General features: G+C 35.9%; 22 protein-coding genes and 1 pseudogene. 17 read left to right on the top strand and 6 right to left on the bottom strand.

Annotated elements, in window-relative coordinates:
* Positions 1-7: 7 nt before the first annotated feature.
* Positions 8-190: a hypothetical protein gene (locus tag N0O92_RS16540; protein WP_315615768.1), complete on the bottom strand. Its 183-nt coding sequence runs from the start codon at positions 188-190 to the stop codon at positions 8-10.
* Between the two features lie 20 nt (positions 191-210).
* Complete coding sequence (locus N0O92_RS16535) at positions 211-1017, bottom strand: MFS transporter (RefSeq protein WP_315615767.1); 807 nt, start codon at positions 1015-1017, stop codon at positions 211-213.
* 177 nt (positions 1018-1194) lie between these two features.
* Between N0O92_RS16535 and N0O92_RS16530 the strand changes: the two genes are divergently transcribed.
* From N0O92_RS16530 to N0O92_RS16515, 4 genes are all read left to right on the top strand, one after another.
* On the top strand, positions 1195-1347 hold the full coding sequence (locus tag N0O92_RS16530; protein ID WP_315615766.1) for a MerR family DNA-binding transcriptional regulator: 153 nt from the start codon (positions 1195-1197) through the stop codon (positions 1345-1347).
* Positions 1348-1398: 51 nt separating this feature from the next.
* Positions 1399-1953: a MerR family transcriptional regulator gene (locus N0O92_RS16525; protein ID WP_315615765.1), complete on the top strand. Its 555-nt coding sequence runs from the start codon at positions 1399-1401 to the stop codon at positions 1951-1953.
* 381 nt (positions 1954-2334) lie between these two features.
* The gene (locus N0O92_RS16520; protein ID WP_315615773.1) at positions 2335-2712 is read left to right on the top strand and encodes a YmaF family protein; all 378 of its coding nucleotides are present in this window, start codon (positions 2335-2337) and stop codon (positions 2710-2712) included.
* A gap of 116 nt (positions 2713-2828) precedes the next feature.
* Positions 2829-2921: a YjcZ family sporulation protein gene (locus N0O92_RS16515; protein ID WP_315615764.1), complete on the top strand. Its 93-nt coding sequence runs from the start codon at positions 2829-2831 to the stop codon at positions 2919-2921.
* A gap of 243 nt (positions 2922-3164) precedes the next feature.
* Here N0O92_RS16515 and N0O92_RS16510 read toward each other — a convergent pair whose 3' ends face one another.
* Positions 3165-4373 carry a helix-turn-helix domain-containing protein gene (locus N0O92_RS16510; protein WP_315615763.1) on the bottom strand — a complete coding sequence of 403 codons (1209 nt, stop codon included), beginning with the start codon at positions 4371-4373 and terminating at the stop codon, positions 3165-3167.
* 196 nt (positions 4374-4569) lie between these two features.
* Here N0O92_RS16510 and N0O92_RS16505 point away from each other — a divergent pair, with 196 nt between their 5' ends.
* From N0O92_RS16505 to N0O92_RS16495, 3 genes are all read left to right on the top strand, one after another.
* Entirely contained in the window at positions 4570-5967 is a 1398-nt protein-coding gene (locus N0O92_RS16505; RefSeq protein WP_315615762.1) for an MFS transporter, read from the top strand.
* Between the two features lie 237 nt (positions 5968-6204).
* A complete protein-coding gene (locus N0O92_RS16500) occupies positions 6205-9105 on the top strand; it encodes an alpha-L-rhamnosidase (protein ID WP_315615761.1) in 2901 nt (966 codons plus the stop codon).
* 66 nt (positions 9106-9171) lie between these two features.
* Complete coding sequence (locus N0O92_RS16495; RefSeq protein ID WP_315615760.1) at positions 9172-11418, top strand: glycoside hydrolase family 3 protein; 2247 nt, start codon at positions 9172-9174, stop codon at positions 11416-11418.
* A gap of 101 nt (positions 11419-11519) precedes the next feature.
* On the opposite strand, the gene N0O92_RS16490 is transcribed toward N0O92_RS16495, so the two are convergent.
* Positions 11520-11909 carry a cytochrome b5 domain-containing protein gene (locus tag N0O92_RS16490; protein WP_315615759.1) on the bottom strand — a complete coding sequence of 130 codons (390 nt, stop codon included), beginning with the start codon at positions 11907-11909 and terminating at the stop codon, positions 11520-11522.
* Positions 11910-12826: 917 nt separating this feature from the next.
* Here N0O92_RS16490 and N0O92_RS16485 point away from each other — a divergent pair.
* The 3 genes from N0O92_RS16485 (at position 12827) to N0O92_RS16475 (ending at position 14390) form a co-directional block, all read left to right on the top strand.
* Entirely contained in the window at positions 12827-13258 is a 432-nt protein-coding gene (locus N0O92_RS16485) for a hypothetical protein (RefSeq protein ID WP_315615758.1), read from the top strand.
* 43 nt (positions 13259-13301) lie between these two features.
* Positions 13302-13766, top strand: coding sequence for a UPF0158 family protein (locus N0O92_RS16480; protein ID WP_315615757.1), 465 nt, complete (start codon positions 13302-13304; stop codon positions 13764-13766).
* 375 nt (positions 13767-14141) lie between these two features.
* Positions 14142-14390 carry a hypothetical protein gene (locus N0O92_RS16475; protein ID WP_315615756.1) on the top strand — a complete coding sequence of 83 codons (249 nt, stop codon included), beginning with the start codon at positions 14142-14144 and terminating at the stop codon, positions 14388-14390.
* Between the two features lie 208 nt (positions 14391-14598).
* Here N0O92_RS16475 and N0O92_RS16470 read toward each other — a convergent pair whose 3' ends face one another.
* Entirely contained in the window at positions 14599-15387 is a 789-nt protein-coding gene (locus N0O92_RS16470) for a histidinol-phosphatase HisJ family protein (RefSeq protein ID WP_315615837.1), read from the bottom strand.
* A 306-nt stretch (positions 15388-15693) separates the two neighbouring features.
* Between N0O92_RS16470 and N0O92_RS16465 the strand changes: the two genes are divergently transcribed.
* The 6 genes from N0O92_RS16465 (at position 15694) to N0O92_RS16440 (ending at position 21408) form a co-directional block, all read left to right on the top strand.
* On the top strand, positions 15694-17700 hold the full coding sequence (locus N0O92_RS16465) for a BglG family transcription antiterminator (protein WP_315615755.1): 2007 nt from the start codon (positions 15694-15696) through the stop codon (positions 17698-17700).
* On the top strand, positions 17690-18139 hold the full coding sequence (locus tag N0O92_RS16460; protein WP_315615754.1) for a PTS sugar transporter subunit IIA: 450 nt from the start codon (positions 17690-17692) through the stop codon (positions 18137-18139). Before N0O92_RS16465 ends, N0O92_RS16460 begins: the two co-directional genes overlap by 11 nt.
* Before the next feature lie 25 nt (positions 18140-18164).
* Entirely contained in the window at positions 18165-18476 is a 312-nt protein-coding gene (locus N0O92_RS16455) for a PTS fructose transporter subunit IIB (protein WP_315615753.1), read from the top strand.
* Positions 18477-18511: 35 nt separating this feature from the next.
* Entirely contained in the window at positions 18512-19567 is a 1056-nt protein-coding gene (locus N0O92_RS16450; protein WP_315615752.1) for a PTS fructose transporter subunit IIC, read from the top strand.
* 96 nt (positions 19568-19663) lie between these two features.
* On the top strand, positions 19664-20947 hold the full coding sequence (locus N0O92_RS16445) for a class II D-tagatose-bisphosphate aldolase non-catalytic subunit (RefSeq protein ID WP_315615751.1): 1284 nt from the start codon (positions 19664-19666) through the stop codon (positions 20945-20947).
* A gap of 176 nt (positions 20948-21123) precedes the next feature.
* Positions 21124-21408 (top strand): phosphocarrier protein HPr, encoded by a 285-nt coding sequence (locus N0O92_RS16440; protein ID WP_315615750.1) that lies wholly within the window; start codon positions 21124-21126, stop codon positions 21406-21408.
* Between the two features lie 209 nt (positions 21409-21617).
* Here N0O92_RS16440 and N0O92_RS16435 read toward each other — a convergent pair.
* Positions 21618-22036 (bottom strand): annotated as a pseudogene (locus tag N0O92_RS16435) (class II fructose-bisphosphate aldolase); the annotation flags it as partial.
* 348 nt (positions 22037-22384) lie between these two features.
* Here N0O92_RS16435 and N0O92_RS16425 point away from each other — a divergent pair.
* Positions 22385-22822, top strand: coding sequence for a hypothetical protein (locus N0O92_RS16425; RefSeq protein ID WP_315615747.1), 438 nt, complete (start codon positions 22385-22387; stop codon positions 22820-22822).
* Positions 22823-23342: the final 520 nt, after the last annotated feature.

Below are 23342 nucleotides of genomic sequence, written 5' to 3'. Positions count from 1 at the left end.
GCGGGGATCAGTATCTTCTTGTGCTGAAGTGAAAAAATGGGATGGATACAAATGTCATGGTAAATCCTATTAAGAACGCTAACGCCGTTAAAATAGACAAATTAGGAATTTGACTAAAAGCGATAGCGACTATTAATGTTGCAATTAAGCCTATAATCGATGTTAATCCCCTACGGCGTATTTTGATCATACCGATTACTGCTGTACTTATTAGCATCCCAACCCTAAAGCAGCGTCAATGTAACTAAGATTAATGGGAGTCCCTCCATACGTTTCCACTAAAATTGCGATTGCAATGGATATCGCTCCGAAGGCAAAAAAGTTTAACGTTATTAAAATTAGGATACCTGTCATTAAAAATCTACTTGCTTTTACATAGGAAAGCCCTTCTATGAGATCTTTAAATGGTGTTTGTTTTATTGTATTGACTACAGGACCTTCCTTCAAGAAAGGTGGAAACATAAAAAAGGCAGACAACAGAACAATAATAGATGAGACTAAATAACCTGTTGTTACGCCACCGAATTCCATGACACTCCCAGAGATAATAGGGCCAATAACAAAGCCAATCTGCCCCAACCCCTGAATAATAGCATTAGCTTGTTTTATTTGGTTTTTTTGTACTATTTTCGGGATTAATGATGTCCCAGCTGGTCCAGAAAATGCATCTAATGTTCCAAAAATGGACCCCAAAATGATTAGATACAGAAATGTTAATTGATTTACATTGTGCAATAAAAATATGATAACTAGCAGAAATCCTTGAATGGAACTCGTACTAAACATGATTGTCGTCTTCTTGAATTTATCAGCAAGAACCCCTCCAAATGTCATCATGAGAATACGTGGCACAGTAATGGCAATAAGAATTATGCCCAATGAACTAGCAGAATGTAAATCAGAAATGACAAACCACGTTGTTGTCATAAAAAACATACTAAATCCTATTAGCGCCAAAAAGCTACCAATAAATAGAAATATAAAAGTGCGATTCCGAAACAATGATTGTGGTTCCATAGATAACCATCCTCTCAAACTTAGTATAGAACCAATCATAAATTGTGACGTAATGTCGTAAGCAAACATATCTACTAAAAATAGCCTGTTTTAAATTCGTTAATATGTATTACGATTAACAAGTGTATTGATTGTGACCTTACGTAACAGTTTATAATTCAGTAAGGTGGTGTTAGCATGGAAATGACAATTGGTCAGTTTGCAAAATTAGTAGGTTCAACGGTAAGAACGCTAAGATACTACGATAAAATTGAGTTACTAACTCCAAAAAAATTAAATAAAAATGGTCGAAAAGTATATACACGATTAGACTGGGAACTTTTTCATTAAATAATGATTTTAAAACATTTTGGTTTATCATTAAATGAAATAAAAGAACAAATGACTAATCAAAAGTTTAATAATCGAGAGTTGTTGCAGGTACAGAAGCAGTTAATTGAAAAAAAGCAATCGGATCTAAATGATAAGTTAGAGGTAATCACGAGAATGGAGAGACTGTACAACATTGAAGGTATCTCTGAGGAAGAATTAAATGATTTTGCTTTTATAATGCTTGATTTATTTAGGCGGGAAAAATCACAAATTCAAATATGGGAAGAACATTTTACAGATGACAAAGAGATCATGAAACAAATAAACTTGCTTCATGATCCTGTATACAAGGAGAAAATGGATAGAGAGATATGGTATTTAATTCAAGCGATTAGAAATGCAATTCATTATAATGATGCTACTAGCAGAAAAAAAGTACAAGAAATTCTTTACGAAATGAATAACCTATTCCCTGCAAGTAGAAACTTTTTAAACCTTGTGGATGATGAACATTTTTTAGCTAAGTACAATCATGAGTTTACTAATTATTTTCCTGAAAACATAGCTAGCTATATTTATAAAGAATTGAAAACATATTATGATGATAACGATAATAATGAGTAGGATAAGACAGGTGACTGAAAAGCAAATGACTCTCAAGAGTGGAGCGACAGAACCGTCCCGCTGCTTCCTTAAGAGAGGCGTTATTTAGCTAACGGGATCTATATTTAACAAGGAAAATGAAATCAACAGAACCTAGTTAACAATACTGGAACTAAAAAAGAATATTTAAGCGGTCACTTCAAAGTGATCGTTTTTCGTATATGGCGGGTACTGCCAGCTGGGGTACAGTCAAACGGTTTGGCTCTTCTGGTTTGGAACATTATCTCAACAAAAATTTCCCCAAATTGGGTATCTATCACACTTCTCTATGTACATGAATCCACTCTTTTTTTCTCTATTGCTCATAAGATACAGGAGTAAATAGAAAGGGTGATTGAAAAAATGACAGATGTACCAGTAACAGGATTTATGTATCATTCTGATGATGGTAGTTCAGAACACTCGCATAATCTTTATATAACTACATGGGATGGGCGACCTGTTCATAGCCATGAATTTAGAGGAGTAACGTCTTTTGATGTAGGGCATGATCATCGTTATGTAGGAACAACTGAACCAGCACCAAGCGGAGTTCAACATACCCATCGTTATTTTACTTTTACATCGTTTGATGCAGAACACAGACATGTTATTCGTGGGACAACAGGACCAGCGGTTTCTCTACCTGAGGGAGGCCACTACCATGAATTTAGTGGAGTAACTACAGTTGATGGTGAAACTCCACATAGACATAGATATAGTGGTAGAACTAGTTTATAAGATCCCCAAGAATTTTATGCTTTTCACTTAGTGATAGTACACAAGCAATAATCAGATAAAAACATACCTTGATAGTGTGTAGTGATACTACACAATATTATTAAGGAGGTAATACAATGAGCGGCTATGCAGGAACAGGCTTTGCGTTAATCGTTGTACTGTTCATTTTACTAATCATCGTAGGTACAGCGTTTGTTAGTGCATATTAAAAAAACGTAAAACAACTTTGTAACTGAAAACAGTCAATGGATGCAAGGGGACGGTTCTCTTGCTCCTTTTATAAGAAAATAGAGCGCAAGAACCGTCCCGCTGCTCCCGCTGCTTCTCCAAGGGGAGCGAGGGGAAGGATCTCTTGCTTTTTTGTTTATTTTTTACCAACCAACCATGAACAAGCGGCCTCAGCCTCCTCGAATATGGGGCTAGGTCGCTTGTTCACAATTAACGGTAAGTTATTAACCTTGAGATATATATTGTTTCGGCGTAATACCAGCCACTTTTTTAAAAACCCTAGAAAAATGACTTTGATCATGAAAATTTAATATACTAGCTATTTTTGATAAAGAGTAGTCAGAGTAAACTAATAGATTTTTCGCTTCATTAATTTTTAAACGTTGAATATATTCCCGAAGAGACATGCCTACCTCTTTATTGAATAGACGCGATAGATAGTTAGGATGAAGATTAATTAGTTCGGCTAAATGTTTTAAATGAACCTCCTCATAGAGGTGTAAGTAAATGTAACTAATGCATTCATTGATTGGTTTAGAGTAATTTTGTAATTTACTCAGGTGAACTCTTTCAGCTAAATCAACAAGGATATTCTCTAAAAATGTATTGATATGCTGTACATTTGTAAGCTCCTCTAAGTTTTGGATATATGAGTCACTTAAAGTGTATGCTAATTCGTAATGCAAGCCTCCTTCTATAGCAGCCCTCACAGCAACCGTAATAACAACAATTCCAATATTTTTTCGACTTCTTAAATAACTATTCTTTGAAAGGCTTCCTGCTTTTTCTTGAGGAAATGCTCTAAAGTTTTGAATGATTTCATTTTTGTTTCCCTCTTTAATATATTGAAAAAGTCTTTGCTCATACTTAATTGAATGATGAAAATTAGCTGATTCACGTTTATCAAACAAGGATAAAGTAGGATCTTCAACCTCTGTCTGGACAAGATTTAAATTGTAATTAATATCTGTTATGTTAAGGATTTCGCGATAAAGTAAAAAATATAGATCTTGAGCACACTCAAAGTTAATTCTTTCTGGAATCCTTTGTAACTTTTTATAATACAACGAGATTTGGTGTAACAATTCTTTATTAATTTGTAAGTGGACAAAGGATTCCAATATCATATCGTTGGAAATCGTTGGACTTATCGTTGGGCCTAGAATCATGAATCCAACTGGTAAATCCCCAGTGTTAATTTTAACGATAATGTAACATTCGGAGTGATCGGTTATTTTAATAATTGGAGGTCCTGTATGACACCCTTGAACCAATTTTTTGATTAAATCTTCTTTCTTATAAAGAGGGTTGACTGGAAAGCTAGTTGGAAATTCAACAATGACTCCCTCGGTGTCATAGTTAAAGAATATAGAAGGGATCTTATATGTTTTATAAATTAATTTACTTATGTATTTGAGGTTTTCAAATTCCATCTGTACTCTCCTTTATTATATTAAAAAAACACTCGACCATTATAACATTATGGTTAAAACGATACAAAAAATATTAATATTAAACAATAATATACTGAAATTAGTTTATATAATGAATTCATAAAGTAAGCACTTACTGATAAGGATGAAAGGTTTTAGTAACTTGTTTCTAAATTAAATAAAAGGGGTGTCTCAAATGATAAGAAATATTGAAAACGCTGTCGTCGAACCAGTTTCGAATGAGCCAAATGAAAAGTTGAAAGCGAAGGAGAAGTTCTCATACGGCGCTGGAAATCTAGCAGCCAATCTTTTATTAACCACAGCGAATGCATTTATTATTTTCTTCTATACGGAAATAGCAGGGATTGCTGTCGCGACTGTAGGGACAATGTTATTTATTGCTAGGTTCATTGATGGTGCGTCTGACATAGGTATGGGACTAGTAGTTGATAAGACTAAATCAAAATACGGAAAAGCCAGACCGTGGTTAAGGTGGTTAGCAATACCATATGGTCTAGCTATCATTCTATTATTTAGTTCACCTAACTTTGGTGAAACAGGGACAATTATTTATGCGTTTTTAACTTATATGTTTGCCGTTGGGATTATTTTCACTGCTATCTCAGTTCCATATAATACCATGATTGGTACGATGTCTCAAAATCAAGCTGAAAGAGGCCAATTAAGTGTTTTTAGAACCATTTTCGGTTTTGGTGGAGCACTTCTCGTAAATATGATTACTATTCCTTTAGTCGAAATGTTCGGTGGTGGTCAGTCAGGTTGGCAAATGGTAGCAATTGTTTATGCGATTGCAGGAGTCTTTCTTTATTTCATTTGCTTTAAGAATACTAAGGAAAGAGTAGTTGCAACTAGTCAGGCAACTAGAACAGATGGTGTACTTATTAAAGAAGGGTTTAAATCCCTTGTTAAAAATAAGTATTGGTTAATTGTAATCGCTATCATGATATTAGGGTTTATTAATGCAGGTTTAGGTGCAGTTAATATTTACTATGCACAATATATACTAGGTAACCCTGCGTTAGTTGGAGTAATCGGTATGGCTTCTTTTTTACCAATAATCGTCACAACAATATTTATTGCACCATTCCTTAAGAAGTTTGGAAATAGAAATGTTGCTATAGTGGGTGCGATCCTTTCTATCATTGGTTCTCTCATCATTGCCCTTAATCCGGCAAATATCGTTTTCGTTTTAACAGGATTAATTATTAGAGGGATTGGGGCTGCGCCACTAGTTGTTGTTGGTTTTGCAATGCTAGGTGACACAGTTGACTACGGAGAATATAAGCATGGTGTAAGGTCTGAAGGATTAACATTCAGTGCTGGGACGTTTGGAGAGAAAGTTGGTACAGGTATTGGAGGAATGTTATTAGGTTTGATTATGGGAGCTGGAGGCTACATTGGTGGTCAAGCAGAACAGACACAATCCGCTTTATTTTCCATTGAATTTCTGTTTATTTATCTTCCGGTCATATTTGCTTTCATTACAATCCTATTGCTCTGGTTTTATAAATTAGATAAGGAATATCCACAAATTTTGAAAGCGCTACAAGAGAGAAAGGCAAATTTAACTTAATAATAAGTCAAAGAGGTTGTTTCATTTGGAAAGTTGGACCGTATTTTGTAGTGAAACTACAGGCGGGAAAAACGTAAATGAGACAGCCTCTAATCTAGTCTCACTTATTACTTAAAGTTAAGTTCATCCAAAAGAAGTGAAGTTTTCACCATCTTTTTAAGTAAATGAACTCTATAATAAAAACTAAACAAAACTAATCGTTCTATTTTGAACGGTTACATTGATGAGGTGTAAACGATGAAAGTGTTTAAATTAAGAACCAATCATATTCAAAACCCGCTAGGATTTGATCTAACAAGATTGAGTTTGTCTTGGCTTACGGAATCGACTGTCTCAACCTATCAGGAAGCTGCACAAGTAGAGATTGCGCTAGATGCCACCTTTGATGAAATTATTTTTGATAGTGGGAAATCAAAAGAGATTGATAGTTTAAGTTATAGTCCCAATTTAACACTCCAACCGAGAACACGCTATTATTGGCGCGTGATGGTTTGGGGAAATGAAGGCGAAATGGCGATAAGTGATCATGCTTGGTTTGAAACGGGGAAAATGGAGGAAGCCTGGGAAGGAAAGTGGATTACTCCTGAATTAGAGAAAGATACTCATCCATTAATCAGAAAGAACTTCACTGTATCTGATGAGATTGTTTCAGCAAGAGCCTATCTATGTGGGCTAGGAATCTATCATTTTGAACTGAATGGTCAAAAAGTGGGAGAGGAGTACTTTGCACCAGGTTTTAATGCTTATGATTTTTGGCTTCAGTATCAAACATATGATGTAACAGACTTAATAAAAAACGGGGAAAATTCCATTGGTGTCATGATTGGAAATGGATGGTATAAAGGTCGGTTTGGCTTTGACGGGGGCTACTATAACTTGTATGGAGACAAGTTTGCCCTAATCGGTGAAATCATTGTGACATATAAGGATGGATCTGAAACCATCATTAAAACGGATGAAGGGTGGAAGAGTGCCTCAGCTCCTGTAACGTTTAGTGGGATTTACGATGGGGAAGTGTATGATGCTAACAAGGAAATCTCAGGTTGGTCACAACCATCTTTTGACGATCATAGTTGGCAGGGGACGACTTTAACTAAGGTCGAGTCAGAAAGACTTCAAGCGCGCCTAAGCTTACCTGTAAAAATCATGGAAGAAAGAAAACCGATTGATGTGATCCATACACCAGCTGGAGAAACGGTCCTAGATATGGGGCAAGTTATGACAGGTTGGGTTCGCTTTAAAACAAATGCATCGAAGGGAGCGACGCTGAACCTTCAATATGGTGAAATTCTGCAAGATGGGTGCTTTTATAGAGAAAATTTACGGACAGCGAAAGCTGAATATACGTATATCTCAGATGGAAGTGAGCGTGAAGTTCAGCCTTATTTTACATTTTATGGATTTCGTTACGTCAAACTGTCTGGGTTTGAAGGAGATATTAACTTAGACGATTTCGTTGGTTGCGTTATCTATAGTGAGATAGAGGAAACAGGTAATATTGAAACTTCCCATCCTCTAGTTAATAAATTGTTTCAAAATGCATATTGGGGTCAGAAAGGGAATTTTCTAGATGTACCAACAGATTGTCCACAACGAGACGAACGAATGGGGTGGACGGGGGATGCACAAATTTTTAGTTCAACTGCTTGTTTTAATATGTATTCACCTGCCTTCTTCCACAAATTTATGTTTGATTTGCGAGAAGAACAAAAGAGATTAGAAGGATCAGTACCTTTCATTGTACCGACCATTAAACCTGAGAATGATCCTGGCTTTGTAACTGGGCATGGGTCATCAGTTTGGGGAGATGCTGCGACTGTAATCCCTTGGACATTATATATGCATTATGGCGATAAGGAATTGCTTCGCGAACACTTCAAAACGATGAAGGACTGGGTTGATTTCATAAAAAGACAGGATGATGAAACAGGGTCTACACGCTTATGGCAAAAAGGGTTTCATTTCGGTGACTGGCTTGCACTCGACGGAAGGGATCCAAACGGCATGATGGGAGGAACGGATTCATTCTATATCGCATCAGCATACTACAGCTACTCCGCCTCATTAGTTGCTAAAGCGGCAAATGTACTAGGTTTAACTGAGATAGCTAAGGAATACAAAACGCTTTCTGATGAAGTGAAAGAAGCCATCAATAAAGAATACTTTACCCCTAATGGTCGGAGTGCCATTCATACTCAGACAGCCATGATTGTCGCTCTTGAAATGGATTTAGTTTCCAGCGACTATCGTCATCGACTGATTAAAGACCTGAAAGATAAGCTGGGGCAAGATAATATGCATTTAAATACTGGTTTTGTTGGGACTCCGTATTTTTGTAACGTTCTCTCTGAAAATGGAGCAGCTGATTATGCCTATACTCTTTTGTTAAATGAGGACTATCCGAGCTGGTTATATGCTGTGAAGCTTGGTGCGACAACCATTTGGGAAAGATGGAACTCAGTTCTTCCAGATGGAAAGATTAGCGGAACAGGAATGAACTCCCTCAATCACTACGCCTATGGATCGATTGCTGAATGGATGTATCGTCACATGTGTGGAATTAACTTGTCAGAAGATATCCCGGGTTTTAAGAAGATCATATTTAATCCAAAACCAGATGGCCGGTTATCCTACGTAAAAGCAACATTGCATTCAGCTTGTGGACGGATTGAAAGTGGCTGGGAAATAACACAAGAAAATGAGTTGAGATTTACATTTAAAGTGCCGTTTAATAGTTTAGCTGACGTCGTTCTTCCGGTTGCAAATGACGAAACAGTAACGTTGAATGGGCAAAACTTATCGGGGTCTAGCTTTAAAACAGAAGAAGATCACGAACAAGTTCTAATTAAAGGATTGCCAATGGGAACGTATGAAATTGTCACATCTGCAATGAATTATGTATATCCATTTAGTGTGGCGAACAAACTGAGGGAATTACTAGAAACAGAAGATACGAAAAAGCAGGTATTTACCGTTTTCCCTGAATTCGAGCATAATCCATTCATCCGCCAACACTCTGAAAAAGAATTTAAAGAGCTTAGTCAGTTACCAATCACTTCTCATTTTGTGAACGAAGAGAAGCTACACCAACTAGATCAACTGCTTAAAAATGTTCGGATTCAACAATATCCTAACTAGTCACTTAAAGGGGATGAAAGCCCTTTTTATGATTTTTCTATAGTTTGGGAGAAAGAGGGAGAAGAGATGATTAAATATGTTAAAAATGAAAACGGGCCCATATTAGGATATTCAACAACATCAGGCATGAAGATTATTAAAGAGAATGGTCTATTGTTTAAAGACTTAAATAAAAGTGGGAAATTAGAGCCCTATAAGGATTGGCGTTTGCCAGCAGAGGAACGAGCAAAAGATTTAGCGTCCAAAATGACGGTAGAACAAATTGCTGGATTAATGCTTTATAGCAGCCATCAATCAATTCCTGCTGCATCAAGAGGCTTTTTTGCTAGCTCCTATAACGGCAAACATTTTGAAGAAAGCGGAGCAAAGCCGTGGGATTTGTCGGATCAACAAAAAGAATTTTTAGTGAAAGATCACTTACGTCATGTCTTGATTACGACTGTTCAAACACCTGAGATTGCTGCTCGTTGGAGTAATGAAATACAGGCGTTAGCAGAAGGAGTGGGAATGGGGATTCCTGTAAACAATAGTTCGGATCCTCGTCATGGCTCGGATTCTAGCAAAGAATTTAATGAGGGAGCTGGAGGAACGATCTCGATGTGGCCAGAACCATTAGGGCTCGCTGCTACATTTAATCCTAAGTTAGTCCAAAGGTTTGGAGAAGTTGCAGCAAAAGAATACCGTGCTCTTGGGTTAACGACCGCCCTATCCCCGCAAATTGATATTGCAACAGATCCACGCTGGAATCGTTTCAATGGTACTTTCGGCGAAGATTCGCAGTTGGCTCGTGATCTGGGAAGAGCCTATATTGATGGATTCCAAACGTCTGAAGAAGAGCAAGAAATTGCTGATGGATGGGGGTATGAAAGTGTCAATGCCATGGTTAAGCACTGGCCAGGCGGAGGATCTGGAGAAGCTGGTAGAGACGCACACTGGGGTTTTGGAAAATATGCCGTGTACCCAGGCGAGAATTTTAATGAGCATCTCATTCCATTTATTGACGGTGCCTTTAAATTAAAAGGGAAAACAAAATCAGCCTCAGCAGTTATGCCATATTATACAATTTCTTTTAATCAAGCCACTGGTGCTGGTGAGAATGTAGGAAACTCTTACAATTCCTATTTAATTAACGAGTTGCTTAGGTCTACTTATGAGTACGATGGGGTCGTATGTACGGATTGGTTGATTACAGCCGATCAGCCAGAAACGGTTGATCAATTTGCTGGAAAACCATGGGGGGTAGAGACGTTATCAGTTGCAGAACGTCACTACAAGCTGCTCATGGCTGGGGTCGATCAATTTGGTGGAAATAATCAGGTTGAACCTGTGCTTGAGGCATATGAAATGGGTGTAAAAGAGCATGGTGAAGCCTTTATGCGTAAACGTCTTGAGCGTTCAGCAGTCAGACTGCTTAAAAACATTTTCCGCTTAGGATTGTTTGAGAATCCTTATTTAGTTGTGAAGGAGACGGTTGACATCGTTGGAAATCCACAATTTATGGCTGAGGGTTATGAGGCGCAATTGCAGTCTATTGTCATGTTAAAAAATAAAGAGAACCTTCTTCCTATACAAAAAGGAAAAACAGTCTATATCCCAAAACGTTTTTACCCAGAGAAAGCCGATTGGTTTGGCAATTTGATTCCTAGCAAGACAGACTTTTCGGTCAATTTAGACGTTGTTCAGAAATATTATCAAGTTACGGACAATCCTGAAGAAGCTGATTTTGCACTCATACCTATATTTGGACCAGACTCTGGAAGTGGGTACAGTTCAGCTGATCGCGAAGCGGGAGGAACAGGATATGTGCCAATTAGTTTACAATATAAGCCTTACACAGCTGAATTGGCGAGAAGTAAGAGTATAGCAGGGGACCCTGATGAGGTCGTCAACCGTACTTATAAAGGAAAAACGATTACAACGAGCAATGAATTAGATGTAGATTTAGTGTTACAAACAAAGGAATTAATGAAGGGAAAGCCGGTAATAGTGTCCATGCTATTATCCAACCCAGCCATTGTTCAAGAATTTGAAAGTGAAGTAGATAGCCTCCTCGTCCACTTTGGTGTGCAGGATCAGGCTATCATGGATGTACTCTCAGGTGAAGTTGAACCTTCTGGCTTGCTGCCCATGCAAATGCCTGCTGATATGAAAACAGTAGAAGAACAGCATGAGGATAGAGCCCATGATATGGTCTGTCATCAGGATGAGAGCGGAAATGTATATGATTTTGGATTTGGCTTGAATTGGAGTGGCGTGATAGATGATGAACGAACTAAAATCTATAAAAAGGGCTTAAAAGAAATAAATTTGTAAATAAGTCTTAAGAGGCGATTTGATGGAGTATGGTAAATAAACAAAGACACCTAGTTACGATTATTTGAATCGTAACTAGGTGTCTTGTTTCATTCTTAATGTTACTCAAGTGTACCGACGATTGGTAAGTTTTCCAATACAGAAGTGCCGTGTGGAGATGCTGAAATTTTTTCTGTGTTGTCAGCACCAGCCATTACTCCACCAAAGTGTTCTCCACCTTCCCAAGCTCCAATATCTGAAACATCGTAAACGACTCCGTCAACCGCTACATAAGCAGGGTTTCCATCTTGCCCATTATACTCACTAAGTTCTTCTACTGTGAATACTTGACCTTCTTCAACTGCTGAAGCGTCTGTTTCTTCTGTAGTATTTTCCTCTGTACTTTCTTCCGGTGTCGACGTATCTGGTTCTTCGGTTGTTGTGTCCCCACCACAAGCTGCTAAAACAAAAGCCGTCATTGACAATACTAATAAACCTTTAAATTTTTTCATGTTCTTGCCCCCTACATTTTTAAAAACTTTTTTATATAGTTATATGTTAAATGTTATCTCACCTCACTAAAAGAGATTTTGATTACATTTAACGTAATGTTCACTTTCCGTTAAAAATGTGGTCACTTTCTTGTCAAATAAACTAATGGTAGAATGAAAAAAATGGATATTACTCGAGGAGATTTCAAGTGAAATATAGTGGGATTTGTGAAATACCGTACTTAAACGGAAGTTTATGTTGAATAAGAACGATGAAAAGCTATGCTGCGTAGCCAACAATACTGTTCATAGGGATATTCACCTACTGTCACGATAACTAAGCCTAGTCCCTAATCCCTTTTGAACGATAAGGAGGGATTGGGCTTTTTAACTTAAAATCGTTGATGTTCTTATTTTCGTAAACGCACGTTGACTCAAGTGTAAATATCCGTGACTAGCACTTGTTTTACGGGGGTAATTTCATAGTTAGGAAGGATGAGTTTCGTCATAGACGGGGCTCTTGAGGGGTGATTCAACCGTAAATGAGAGTTACTGGGTTATGTTGAAGTGCAAGAAAAACTTAAATGATCTAATAAAAAGAACCAAAGATTTATCATCTCGGGTTCTGTAAATATGTACAATTATAGTTTCGAATAGATTTTGTCGTACCTAGGTACGAGTAATCCCTATTCTAAATAAAGTCGGCGAACCTTGGTTCGAAAACTATTATTATATTTCTACCCTAGTACATACAAATCTAAATGTCAAGTAGGTGAAGGGTCATGAAAAGATCTGTTCAAAGTATATCAGTGAATATCTTTTTGATGAAAGTGGTACCAAATCCGTTAAGCTTACTTTAATGAATGGTCTTTTTCTCATATAGAGGTCATCTTATCAATACACTTCAGTTGTAATAGAACAATTAAGGAGAGAAAAGGGTGCCGAAACTTAGAACGATGTATGTAATAAAAGAATACACACCATGTCCCACAAAAGAAAACGATGAAATATTTCCCAACGGTGTCTTTCACTTTAATATTTCTAACATAGTAAAAGACATTTATTCGGGAAAGTTGCTAGTATACGAAGAAAACATTAATGTAAAAGAATGGTTCTGTTCGCATTTACATAGTACAGCTTTGGATGAAAATCATTTGCCAACGGTTGATATAGAAAGACCTATTATTCAAGCTGAGATAAGACCGAATTTCTTTTCTATAATAGATGGAAATCATCGAATTGAAAAAGCATATCGTACAGGGGTACCGTCTATACGTTCTTATAAAATAGTAGGCGAGCAATTAATCCCCTATATCATTACCACACACGGCTACCGCACATTTGTAGAATATTGGAATTCAAAGTTATAAGTATAAATGATTTAGATTGATCAAAAGCCGGGAGGGAAAGATTATGCTAGTGAAACTAGAAGACATATTAGAAGGAATGGAAATGCAATCGGAGGAGAGTCATGCTTATCTTAATCTTGAAACAGGAGAAGTCGTTTATGTTTCAAGAGAGGCACTACTTATAGCGGAAGATGGTGAAGAGTATGATCATTTACCTGTTTGGCAACAAGAGGAAGCACAGCAAGCATATGAAATAGTCGAAAGTTTTGGTAAGTATGTAACTCTTCCTACAAGCTTTGATATACATGAATATGACATGCTAGAGAGGTTTTGTTACAGTCTTTCTGATGAAAAAAAACAAGACTTGTTGCTTCATGCTATAAGAGGAAAGGGAGCATTTCGACGTTTTAAAGACACTCTACATAGGTTAGGAATGATTCAACAATGGTATGAGTACCGTGATGAGAGGTACAAAGAATTAGCAAGAGAGTTTTGTCAAAGTAATAAGATTGACTATATTGAAGAGTAGTGTGCAACTTAAAGAACCTTTGTGAGATTGATAAATAAAATAATTTACAACTACCTCATCCTTCCATTCTCTTGAAAAAATAACGAAAGCACAGTCCCATATTAATTTTGACCCAATGCCGTTTAAATACGGTATTTTTTGTATTAGAAAACGGTTAGTTTAATTCCTTGAATGCTCGTGAATGTTCTAATACATGAGAAAATTAATGCAGTATATCGATATATTATCGAAAAATTAAGGGGTAGTGACAGGGACTTTTGTTATAAAGGGAAATTTCCTGATTTGTCCGTTGCATAAAAGGAATAATATTGTGATTGAGATTTTCTAAGAATACCTTATGGTAAAATAAAGTAATTAAGTTTTGGAGGTGGCATTATGAAGTGGGAAGAGGTTCAAAAGATTTATCCCGATCAATATGTATTACTAAACATTTTAGAGTCACATATTGATGGGGATAAAAAGTATGTTGATGAAGTAGCTTTAATTAGACCTATACCTGACGCGCAAGAAGCCACAAATGAATTACTCCGAGCAATGCCAGGAACACTTGTGTACCATACGAAAAACGAGGAAATTGTAATTGAGATTAGACGGCGAGCAGCCTTTAGAGGAGTCTCAACATGAAGATAGATTTTGTTGATGATCTATTGCAAACATCGTTAACAATAACAGATTTTATACTTTAATGATATTCTTGCGTATCATAAAGATCTGAGAGAAGCAATCATCAAAAATAAAGGCCTATATACTTACGCATAGGCCTTTGTTGCTGTAGAGGGACGAAGATTTCTGGTTCTACTGTATTGAATAAGCAGGGAGATTTCAAACAATCTTACACCTTAATAGCAATCGGATTTCTTTTCTCAAAAGAGAAAATATAGTTAAAACCACATTCTTTTGCTAGTTCAATTCCTTCTTTTACATATGATCCAATTGAATCGGATTCATGAGAATCTGAACCTATAGTCAAGATCTCTCCTCCTAATTTTTTGTATAGTTTAATTACGTCAATTGATGGCAACGTTTCATTTAAAGAAGTTCTAAGCCCAGATGTATTAATTTCAATACCAATATTTCTTTCGACTATTTTAGATAAAATAACTTCTATTATCTCTCTGTGCTCGATGAAATTGTATGTTCCATACACTTTATGAGCATAGCGTTTCATTAAATCTAAATGGGCGACTATGTCTATATCAGCCTCCTTAACCATCTCATAAACTTCTTGAAAATATTCCATATATGCGTTTTCCTGTTGCACCTCTAAGCGCTTTCGTAATTTATTATTACTAATGTTATGAACAGAGCCTAAAATGACATCAAGTTCTAATGGTTTTAATGTTTTAGAGTATTGTTCTTTTAACAAATGAGGTTCACAAATTTCAATCCCTTTCTTGATCTTAATTTGCCCTTCAAACTTGAGCTGGCACGACTTTAAATCAGAAAGGTAGTTGTTAAAATCTATATGACCATACGTAGGTGTTTTAGGATTAAGGGAAAAGTGTTCAGTAAAGCAAATTTCATTAATCCCTTTTCCGATTGCAGCTTTACAAACCTCTTCCATAACAGCTTGGGAATCAAATGAATGATTCGTATGATTATGGAAATCTAAAAAATACATCACCTAAATTACCTCCTGTGTTATAAGCCTTTTAATCTTTTAAGTGTTATAACTCTAATATACAATGAAGAAAAGCTCAATACTTTATTCAGAAAATTTCAATAAGTCACATTTGTTCATGAGTGAAGTTGCAACAGCTTGTTATATTTAAGCGCTTACATATTTGCTATAGTTTAATTACAGAAACATACTTCAAGATTTAAGAGGATTAAGTAAGTACTAATTAAAATAAATACCAAATTGCAATTTCGAGTGCCTTACAGCCTAATCCTTTATTTAAGTGAATCTCTTTGCAGGGAGGGAAGAATGAATAGTCTAACGAAGCGCCAAAAAAAGTTAGTTAACTTATTAGTTAGTGAATCTGATTATAAAACGATTGAATTCTACTCTAAAAAAATGGGGGTTTCTGAAAGAACCGTTCATAACGATTTAGGGAATATAAAATTGTTTCTACATGATCAAAATATAGTGCTTCAAAAGAAGCCAGGTTCAGGAATTAAGTTAAATGCTAATCAAGACGAAAAGATATTGATAATTAACGGTGTGAATGAGAATAAGGAAAATTTTGACCCTCTATCAATAGAGATGAGAAGAATTAATATTTTTTCAAAACTTTTTTACTCACAGCAAACACTATCACTTCAAAAGCTTTCTGAGGAATATATGGTAAGCAAAACATCGATTGTGAAAGATTTAGATAAAATCGAGGAATGGATTAATCAATTTGGAATCAAACTTGTTCGAGATCGCGAAGGTACAAGAATAGTAGGGAATGAAATAGCAATTAGAAACGCAATAGCTAACATTGTTACTAATTTGTTGGCGATAGATTTTAAGGAAGAAGATAAAGAACAGGGTATTAAAAGTAGGTTAGATAGATCTTCATATTTAGGGTTATCTAAAATGTTTGATAAACAAGAAATAACAACCGTGGAAACTATGATCGCTAAAGCAGAAAAAAAGCTAAAGTATAAAATAAGCGAGCCGTATTATACAAATTTATTAACCCATATTCTTATCTTATTAAAAAGAGTAAGAAGTGGTAATCAACTTTATGCAAATAAGAGGCAAGTGAAAATAGGTGAACATCTATCAACGGAAACTTATTTAATTGCAGAGTCTATGGCTCGTCAAATTAGCGAGGAGTTTCAAATTGAGGTAATACAAAGTGAAATTATTTATATCAATCAATATTTGATGAGTTCAGGTGTTGAAAAAGAAATGTTAATCAATAACACGCAACAGTTTATCGATAATGTCGATGATCATATTAAAAATTTAGTTGATGAATTAATATCACTTTCTTCTAAAACTTCAAATATTGATTTAAGTAATGACCAAGAACTTTACCTAGGTTTACTTATGCACTTCAAGCCAATGGTCAATCGGTTGAAATATTCAATCAAAATTAACAATCCATTACTGGAGGAGATAAAAAGTGAATATTCGGCAACATTCGGACTTACATGGCTCGTTTGCTCTAACCTAGAAACTAGATATGGGTTAAAAGTGAATGAGGATGAAATTGGATATATTGCTCTTCATTTTCAAGCAGCTTTTGAAAGACTTGTGACGGCCAAAAAAGTTATTGTTGTCTGTCCAGGAGGAATGGGGACGTCTCAATTAATAGCCAATCGAATAAAGAGATATGTTCCACAAGTAGAAGTTAAAGAAGTAGTATCAATCAGTCACATAGAAAAAATAAATACAGATGATATTGATTTTATCATTTCTACCGTTCCTTTAGAAATAGATGCAAAACCAGTCATTGTCATCTCATCGTTGGTAAGTAAAACGGACATTAAAAATATCAATAATTTCTTTTCAGACTTTCTATTTACTACTCATAACAAAAAAATCAGTTGTTCCAATTTGGTGAAAGTAGTAGATAAAGATCTCATATACACAGAGTTAGATTTTGATAATAAACAAGATATTTTAGATTTTCTGTGTGAACAACTTGAAAAAAGAGGCTATGTGAATAGTGAATTTAAAGAATCTCTATTAAAGAGGGAGAACATAGCTCCTACATCACTTGGAAACTGCGTAGCGATTCCACACGGTGGCTATGAAAATGTGAATACACCAAAAGTGGTTATAGCTGTTCTAAATAATGATGTTAATTGGGGGAAAGATCCTGTAAAAATTATCTTTCTAATAGCCATGAATTTTAAAGAAGATGTAAGTGTGAAACACGTGTTATCAGACCTATATCAAGTATTCGATTCTGAATCAATGCTAGAAGAAATAGCGAATTGTAACAATGCGGATCAAGTGTTTCAGTTAATAAGGAGTGGAGAATATGGTCATTAACAGAAAGTTAGTCTGTCTAGATTTAAAAGCGAAAGATAAATTAGAAGCTATTAATGAATTAGGAGAGTTAGCGTATTCTATTGGGCGTGTTAAATCCAAAGATAAATATATAGAAGCTGTGATGAAAAGAGAAAGTGACTTTTCTACTGCTGTTGGCTATTCGATCGCTATTCCCCATGGAAAGTCAAATGAAGTAATAGAACCGTTTGTCGCGTTTGGTAGATTAAATGAAGGTATCGTATGGGAAGGGCCTGAGGCCCAAGAGGTGCGATTAGTTTTTTTAATAGGGGTCCCAGAGCACCATAGTGGGAATGTGCATTTACAAGTTTTAGCTAATATCAGTAGAAATCTTATGGATGCAAATTTCCGGAATCAGTTATTAACAGCTGGAAGTATTGATGAGGTCTCATCCGCGCTCCAAGCTGTTGAAATACAATAAAAGTGAAAAAGAGGAGATGGGAATAATGAATATTGTAGGGATTACGGCTTGTCCAACGGGAATTGCACATACATTTATGGCTCAATCGGCATTGGAGAAAACAGGAAAACAATTAGGACACCAAATTACTATTGAAACACAAGGTGCTATGGGGATTGAAAATGAATTAAAGAAAAAAGCCATTGCTGAAGCTGATGTTGTTATACTTGCTGTTGGTTGTTTAATAGAGAAAAAAGAGAGATTTGAAGGGAAAAAAGTACTGGAGGTTGGAGTTCAAGCTGCTATTTCGCATCCAAAGAAAGTGATTGAAGATGCTCTGAAATTAGTAAATAGCTAGGAAAGAACCTAATTAATTATAAAGGGGGAGAACAAATGAAAGAGGTGTTAAAACAGGTAAGGGATTACTTAATGTCAGGTGTATCTTACATGATCCCTGCTGTAGTTGTCGGTGGAATCTTTATTGCTGCTGCTCTTGCGACTGGAAGTCCTGGAGAAAGTGGAATGGAAGTAACAAGTCCTTTCATGGAAAATATATTATTGCTTGGTGTAGCGGGATTTACAATGATGGTGCCTATATTAGGTGGTTATATCGCTTATGGGATTGCGGGCAAACCCGCTTTAGTTCCAGGTATGATAGCAGGGTACGTAGCGAATATGCCTATTGGTGATTCTGAAGTAAAAGCAGGGTTTTTAGGAGCAATAATTCTTGGATTATTTGCAGGATTTATTGTTAAATGGATAAAGACTTGGAAGGTACCTAATATCTTAAGACCAGTAATGCCAATATTTATTATCCCAATTGTGAGTGTAGGAATTGTTGGTTTAACGTATCTTTACCTTCTGGCAAAACCGATGGGTATGATGATGACGAGTATGACAGAAGGTCTGTTAGGGATGACAGATGGTAGTTTAGTTCTTTTAGCTATCATTTTAGGATTTATGATTGCATTTGATATGGGAGGACCTGTTAATAAAGTTGCATGCTTATTCGCTTTTGGATTAATGGCAGAGGGTGTGTATACGATAATGGGTATCATTGCCATTGCAATATGTACTCCGCCACTTGGGATGGGGCTAGCAACTTTGCTAAATAAGAAAAAATATAGTGCTCAGGAAAAAGAAGCTGGTAAAGCTGCATTAGCGATGGGGACTATAGGGATAACCGAAGGTGCCATCCCATTTGCAGCGGCGGATCCATTACGAGTTATACCTTCAATCATGATAGGTTCTGCTACTGGTGCGGTCATTGGGGCGTTAGCAGTTGTAAATAACTATGCACCGCATGGAGGACCAATTGTATTACCAGTTATCGACAATCGACTTTGGTACGTTATAGCTATTTTAGCAGGTACAACTGTAACCGCTTTACTAGTAAATGCTCTGAAAAAAGAAAAGTCAAATGATTTATCGAATGAAGAAGTAGCGTAATGACCCTTTTTAAAAGCTAAACTGATGAACAATATGTGAAAAGCATATTGTTCATTCTATTTAAAGCTTGAGTACACAATTAGAGGAGGAATAATCATGCAAAAAGTTAACATTAATGAACTAGTAAAGGGAATGCTCTCATTACAAGATCAAGGAGAGTACGTAACGGCTTTAGGGATTGGACCGATGTCATCAAGTTTACTACAAGCGAGTTTTGAACTTGCAAAAGAAAAAGATTTTCCATTAATGTTTATTGCAAGTAGGAACCAAGTGGACTCAATGGAACTTGGTGGAGGGTACGTTTGTAACTGGGACCAAGCATCTTTTGTAGGGGCGATTGCCGATACATCCAAAAAGGTAGGGTTTGATGGGTTATATTACGTATGTAGAGACCACGGTGGTCCTTGGCAAAGAGACAACGAAAGAAATGCTCATTTAGATGAGAGTATAGCCATGGAGCTTGGAAAACAGTCGTATATTGAAGATATGAAACAAGGTTTTGATCTTCTTCATATTGATCCTACTAAGGATCCATTTGAAATGGGTAAAGTAATTCCTATGGAGACAGTTTTACAAAGAACAATCGAACTGATTGAATTCTGTGAAAATGAAAGAAAGAAACTAGGTTTACCTGAAATTGGCTACGAAGTTGGGACCGAGGAAACAAATGGTGGGTTAACTTCTACAGAAACGTATGAAACTTTTATAAAGAATTTGAATAAAGAACTAGAAGCTCGACAATTACCTACTCCAACGTTTATTGTTGGCCAAACTGGAACATTAGTTAAAAAGACAGAAAACGTCGGTAAATTTAATGGGGAGAGTGCAAAACAATTAGCGGATATCGCAAAGAAATATGGTGTCGGGTTAAAAGAACATAATGGTGATTATATTGACGACCATATTTTGCTCCAACATCTCCCATTAGGAATAACAGCAACCAATGTAGCTCCATTGTTTGGAACGGAAGAAACAAGGGCTTATCTAGAACTAATCAAAGTTGAAAAACAACTAGTGGAAGTAGGATTACTTAAAGTCCCTTCAAACCTAGAACAGGTGTTAAAAATACAAGCAATTAAAAGTGAGAGATGGAGAAAATGGATGGTTGGTGAACAAACAAAATTAGGTGTTGAGGAAGTACTAAATGACCAAGAGTTGACTGATCAAATATTAGATATAGCTGGTCATTATACCTTCAATGAAGAAGAAGTAAAACAAGAAATTGAACAGCTTTTCAATAACCTTAAAGAGTGTTCAATTGATGGAGATAGATTTGTTGTAAATCGTATAAAACGTTCAATTAACCAATATGTTGAGTGTTTCAATCTAGAGGGAAGCACTACGAAAATTTTAGAACAAGTAGAATATACTTTACTTTAGACTGGTTCTAACAAGTAATATATGCTAAAAACAGATTCTGATAAAAAGCACATTAATCTGTAGATGTATAAAACCATAAAACTTAGTATTCCAATAAGTTTAGTTATAAAATAAAATCAGAAATATAATTGATAAATTATCAAGTTATATTCAAAAAAAGTAAGGTGGTTGATAATATGGTAGAAAAAGTATTTAAAGTTATTGATAAGACAGGAATACATGCGCGTCCAGCCACAATACTAGTTCAAGTTGCAAGCAAGTATAATAGCGATGTCTCACTAGAATATCACGGTAAAAGTGTAAATTTAAAATCAATCATGGGTGTTATGTCTCTAGGTATTCCGGAAGGAGCTGAGATAAAAATTGAAGGCTCAGGTTCAGATGAAGAACAAGTAATTGAAGCAATTAGTGAAGCGATGGTGGAGGAAGGATTGGCGAAGGAATATAGAAAAGTCAAATAAATAAATATAACTAATTGTTAAACTTGTATCGTTAAGAGAGTAGCTTTTTCGATAAAGTTTGAGGTACATTCCTGCTCCTGTGTTTTTTGATAGGGGGCAGGATTTTTTGTTAAATAGAAATGGAGAAAAGAAAAAAACAAAAAAACAGCTCTCAAAAAGAAACGATTCTGTTCTTCATCAATTATTAATGTATACCCAAATTTGTCCCCCTAAGCTTTCCCCTTACTACCAAACAATCGAATCTTACTTCTTACAACTTCTTTCATAGCTTTTACGGGCTGCACCTTGATAGGCTCTTGGGTCAGTTGGCTTAGGGTTGGCTTGAAGATAGTTACGTACTGCATTCGTGTAGGCTACAATATTCTCTGTATTAACGTTAATTTTGCCGATCCCTGAAGAGTTGGCTTCTCTAATTTGGTCATTTGGAATCCCTGAGCCTCCGTGCAATACAACAGGTACATCAATGGCTTGCTCAACCTTCTTAATATTATGACAACGTATTTTAGGAGTTTTTTTTATATATACCATGGGCAGAACCATTAAACATAACGGAACTAAAGCCCGCTCGTATGCAATTCATAGCAACTTCAAAACTGCTCCCATGATCCAAATGAAGAGCGACTGGAACACTTACCTGGTCTAAAACAAGTTTTGCAATGATAATGAGCTTCTCTAGTCCAATACGAGGATGCAAGGGATGCAAGGGGACGGTTCTCTTGCTTCTTTTATAGTTCTTAAATGACTTTTGGCACAACCAGCCCATGCGATATTTCGCTTGTTCCTTTTCTGGAATATAAACTTCAGGATGGCTCCAACTTTCATACCCTCAATTTCAAACGATACAGCTTTGATTTCTTCAAAAATAAGCTACTAGAAGGTCTTGCTGTAATCAAAAGCTAAAATTTCTGTAAATACTGTAATAAAATGTAGAAATCTACCATAAAAGATAGTGAGGGTTTTTATTTGGGAGGTTATTATGCCAAAAAACTATCGTCTAGAACCTGGATATATTACAGTTCCCGAGGCCAATAAAGTTGTCCTAAATATGCTTCGAATTACTAATCAAGACGAAACATCTCATTACAAAAAAATACTGCAAGGAGCAAAAGAGGGATTATATGGTGGAAAGAAACATGGGGCACGAATGTATCAGGTTCGCTTAAAGGATATTAAAGAATATGCGTTACAATGTTTGGAAACGGAGCAATTACAGTTATATAAAATTGAAGTTGTCAAAAACTTGAGTAAAGTTGAAGCAGAAAAACATCTTCCTGTCGTTGATAATAGTACAGCCAAGAAAATTCAATATTACTTAAAGTACCTAATGGTATATGGAATTATTACGGAAGAGATGTTTGAAGAGGGTGAAAAGAATTTGGTTTTACGATTGAAAATGAAAAGGATTAAGTTATAGACTATTTATTTTTAAAAGTACTTCAACGGGTAAAAAATCGTTATTGATAGGTGGAATTGAGCAATCGTAAATAAATAATTTACATTGTCTTAACTCACTACCCCATCATTCCACCAACTGTTTTCGAATCTCTTGACAAATAACGAAAACACAATCCCATATTAATTTTGACCCAACGTCGTATAAATAAGGCGTTTTTTTGTATTTATAAACTGTTAGTTTAAATGTTTGAATGTTCGTGAATGGTCTAATTCATGAGAAAATGGTTTGTTGAAATCTTGTACACCTGTAATTCGCTTAGGTGAGCATATTGTTCAATTCATCCTAATTAGATAATTTCCTTGTTTTTTCATTCTTTGTTGGGTAGGAATTTGAAGAAAATGTAGGAGGATGTGTAAATGTCAAGCTAACGATGTACATTTTTGATCATTTAAGAATGTACAAAATTAATCATCATCTTTTTCTAAGTGGTCTTTAATTCTGTATGATGGACCAATAATGTTAACGACTGTTGCATGAT

The sequence above is a fragment of the Alkalihalobacillus sp. MEB130 genome (assembly GCF_032335535.1).
In the GTDB taxonomy this organism is placed as follows: Bacteria; Bacillota; Bacilli; order Bacillales; family Bacillaceae_D; genus Halalkalibacter.
The sequence above is the reverse complement of the archived record's forward strand: the minus strand, read 5'-3'. Positions and strand labels throughout refer to the sequence as shown.

Bases quoted from the DNA above. Each gene is read 5' to 3' on its own strand.
- N0O92_RS16540 (WP_315615768.1), bottom strand. From the start codon at position 190: ATGATCAAAATACGCCGTAGGGGATTAACATCGATTATAGGCTTAATT.
- N0O92_RS16535 (WP_315615767.1), bottom strand. From the start codon at position 1,017: ATGGAACCACAATCATTGTTTCGGAATCGCACTTTTATATTTCTATTT.
- N0O92_RS16530 (WP_315615766.1), top strand. From the start codon at position 1,195: ATGGAAATGACAATTGGTCAGTTTGCAAAATTAGTAGGTTCAACGGTA.
- N0O92_RS16525 (WP_315615765.1), top strand. From the start codon at position 1,399: ATGACTAATCAAAAGTTTAATAATCGAGAGTTGTTGCAGGTACAGAAG.
- N0O92_RS16520 (WP_315615773.1), top strand. From the start codon at position 2,335: ATGACAGATGTACCAGTAACAGGATTTATGTATCATTCTGATGATGGT.
- N0O92_RS16515 (WP_315615764.1), top strand. From the start codon at position 2,829: ATGAGCGGCTATGCAGGAACAGGCTTTGCGTTAATCGTTGTACTGTTC.
- N0O92_RS16510 (WP_315615763.1), bottom strand. From the start codon at position 4,373: ATGGAATTTGAAAACCTCAAATACATAAGTAAATTAATTTATAAAACA.
- N0O92_RS16505 (WP_315615762.1), top strand. From the start codon at position 4,570: ATGATAAGAAATATTGAAAACGCTGTCGTCGAACCAGTTTCGAATGAG.
- N0O92_RS16500 (WP_315615761.1), top strand. From the start codon at position 6,205: ATGAAAGTGTTTAAATTAAGAACCAATCATATTCAAAACCCGCTAGGA.
- N0O92_RS16495 (WP_315615760.1), top strand. From the start codon at position 9,172: ATGATTAAATATGTTAAAAATGAAAACGGGCCCATATTAGGATATTCA.
- N0O92_RS16490 (WP_315615759.1), bottom strand. From the start codon at position 11,909: ATGAAAAAATTTAAAGGTTTATTAGTATTGTCAATGACGGCTTTTGTT.
- N0O92_RS16480 (WP_315615757.1), top strand. From the start codon at position 13,302: ATGCTAGTGAAACTAGAAGACATATTAGAAGGAATGGAAATGCAATCG.
- N0O92_RS16475 (WP_315615756.1), top strand. From the start codon at position 14,142: ATGAAGTGGGAAGAGGTTCAAAAGATTTATCCCGATCAATATGTATTA.
- N0O92_RS16470 (WP_315615837.1), bottom strand. From the start codon at position 15,387: ATGTATTTTTTAGATTTCCATAATCATACGAATCATTCATTTGATTCC.
- N0O92_RS16465 (WP_315615755.1), top strand. From the start codon at position 15,694: ATGAATAGTCTAACGAAGCGCCAAAAAAAGTTAGTTAACTTATTAGTT.
- N0O92_RS16460 (WP_315615754.1), top strand. From the start codon at position 17,690: ATGGTCATTAACAGAAAGTTAGTCTGTCTAGATTTAAAAGCGAAAGAT.
- N0O92_RS16455 (WP_315615753.1), top strand. From the start codon at position 18,165: ATGAATATTGTAGGGATTACGGCTTGTCCAACGGGAATTGCACATACA.
- N0O92_RS16450 (WP_315615752.1), top strand. From the start codon at position 18,512: ATGAAAGAGGTGTTAAAACAGGTAAGGGATTACTTAATGTCAGGTGTA.
- N0O92_RS16445 (WP_315615751.1), top strand. From the start codon at position 19,664: ATGCAAAAAGTTAACATTAATGAACTAGTAAAGGGAATGCTCTCATTA.
- N0O92_RS16440 (WP_315615750.1), top strand. From the start codon at position 21,124: ATGGTAGAAAAAGTATTTAAAGTTATTGATAAGACAGGAATACATGCG.
- N0O92_RS16425 (WP_315615747.1), top strand. From the start codon at position 22,385: ATGCCAAAAAACTATCGTCTAGAACCTGGATATATTACAGTTCCCGAG.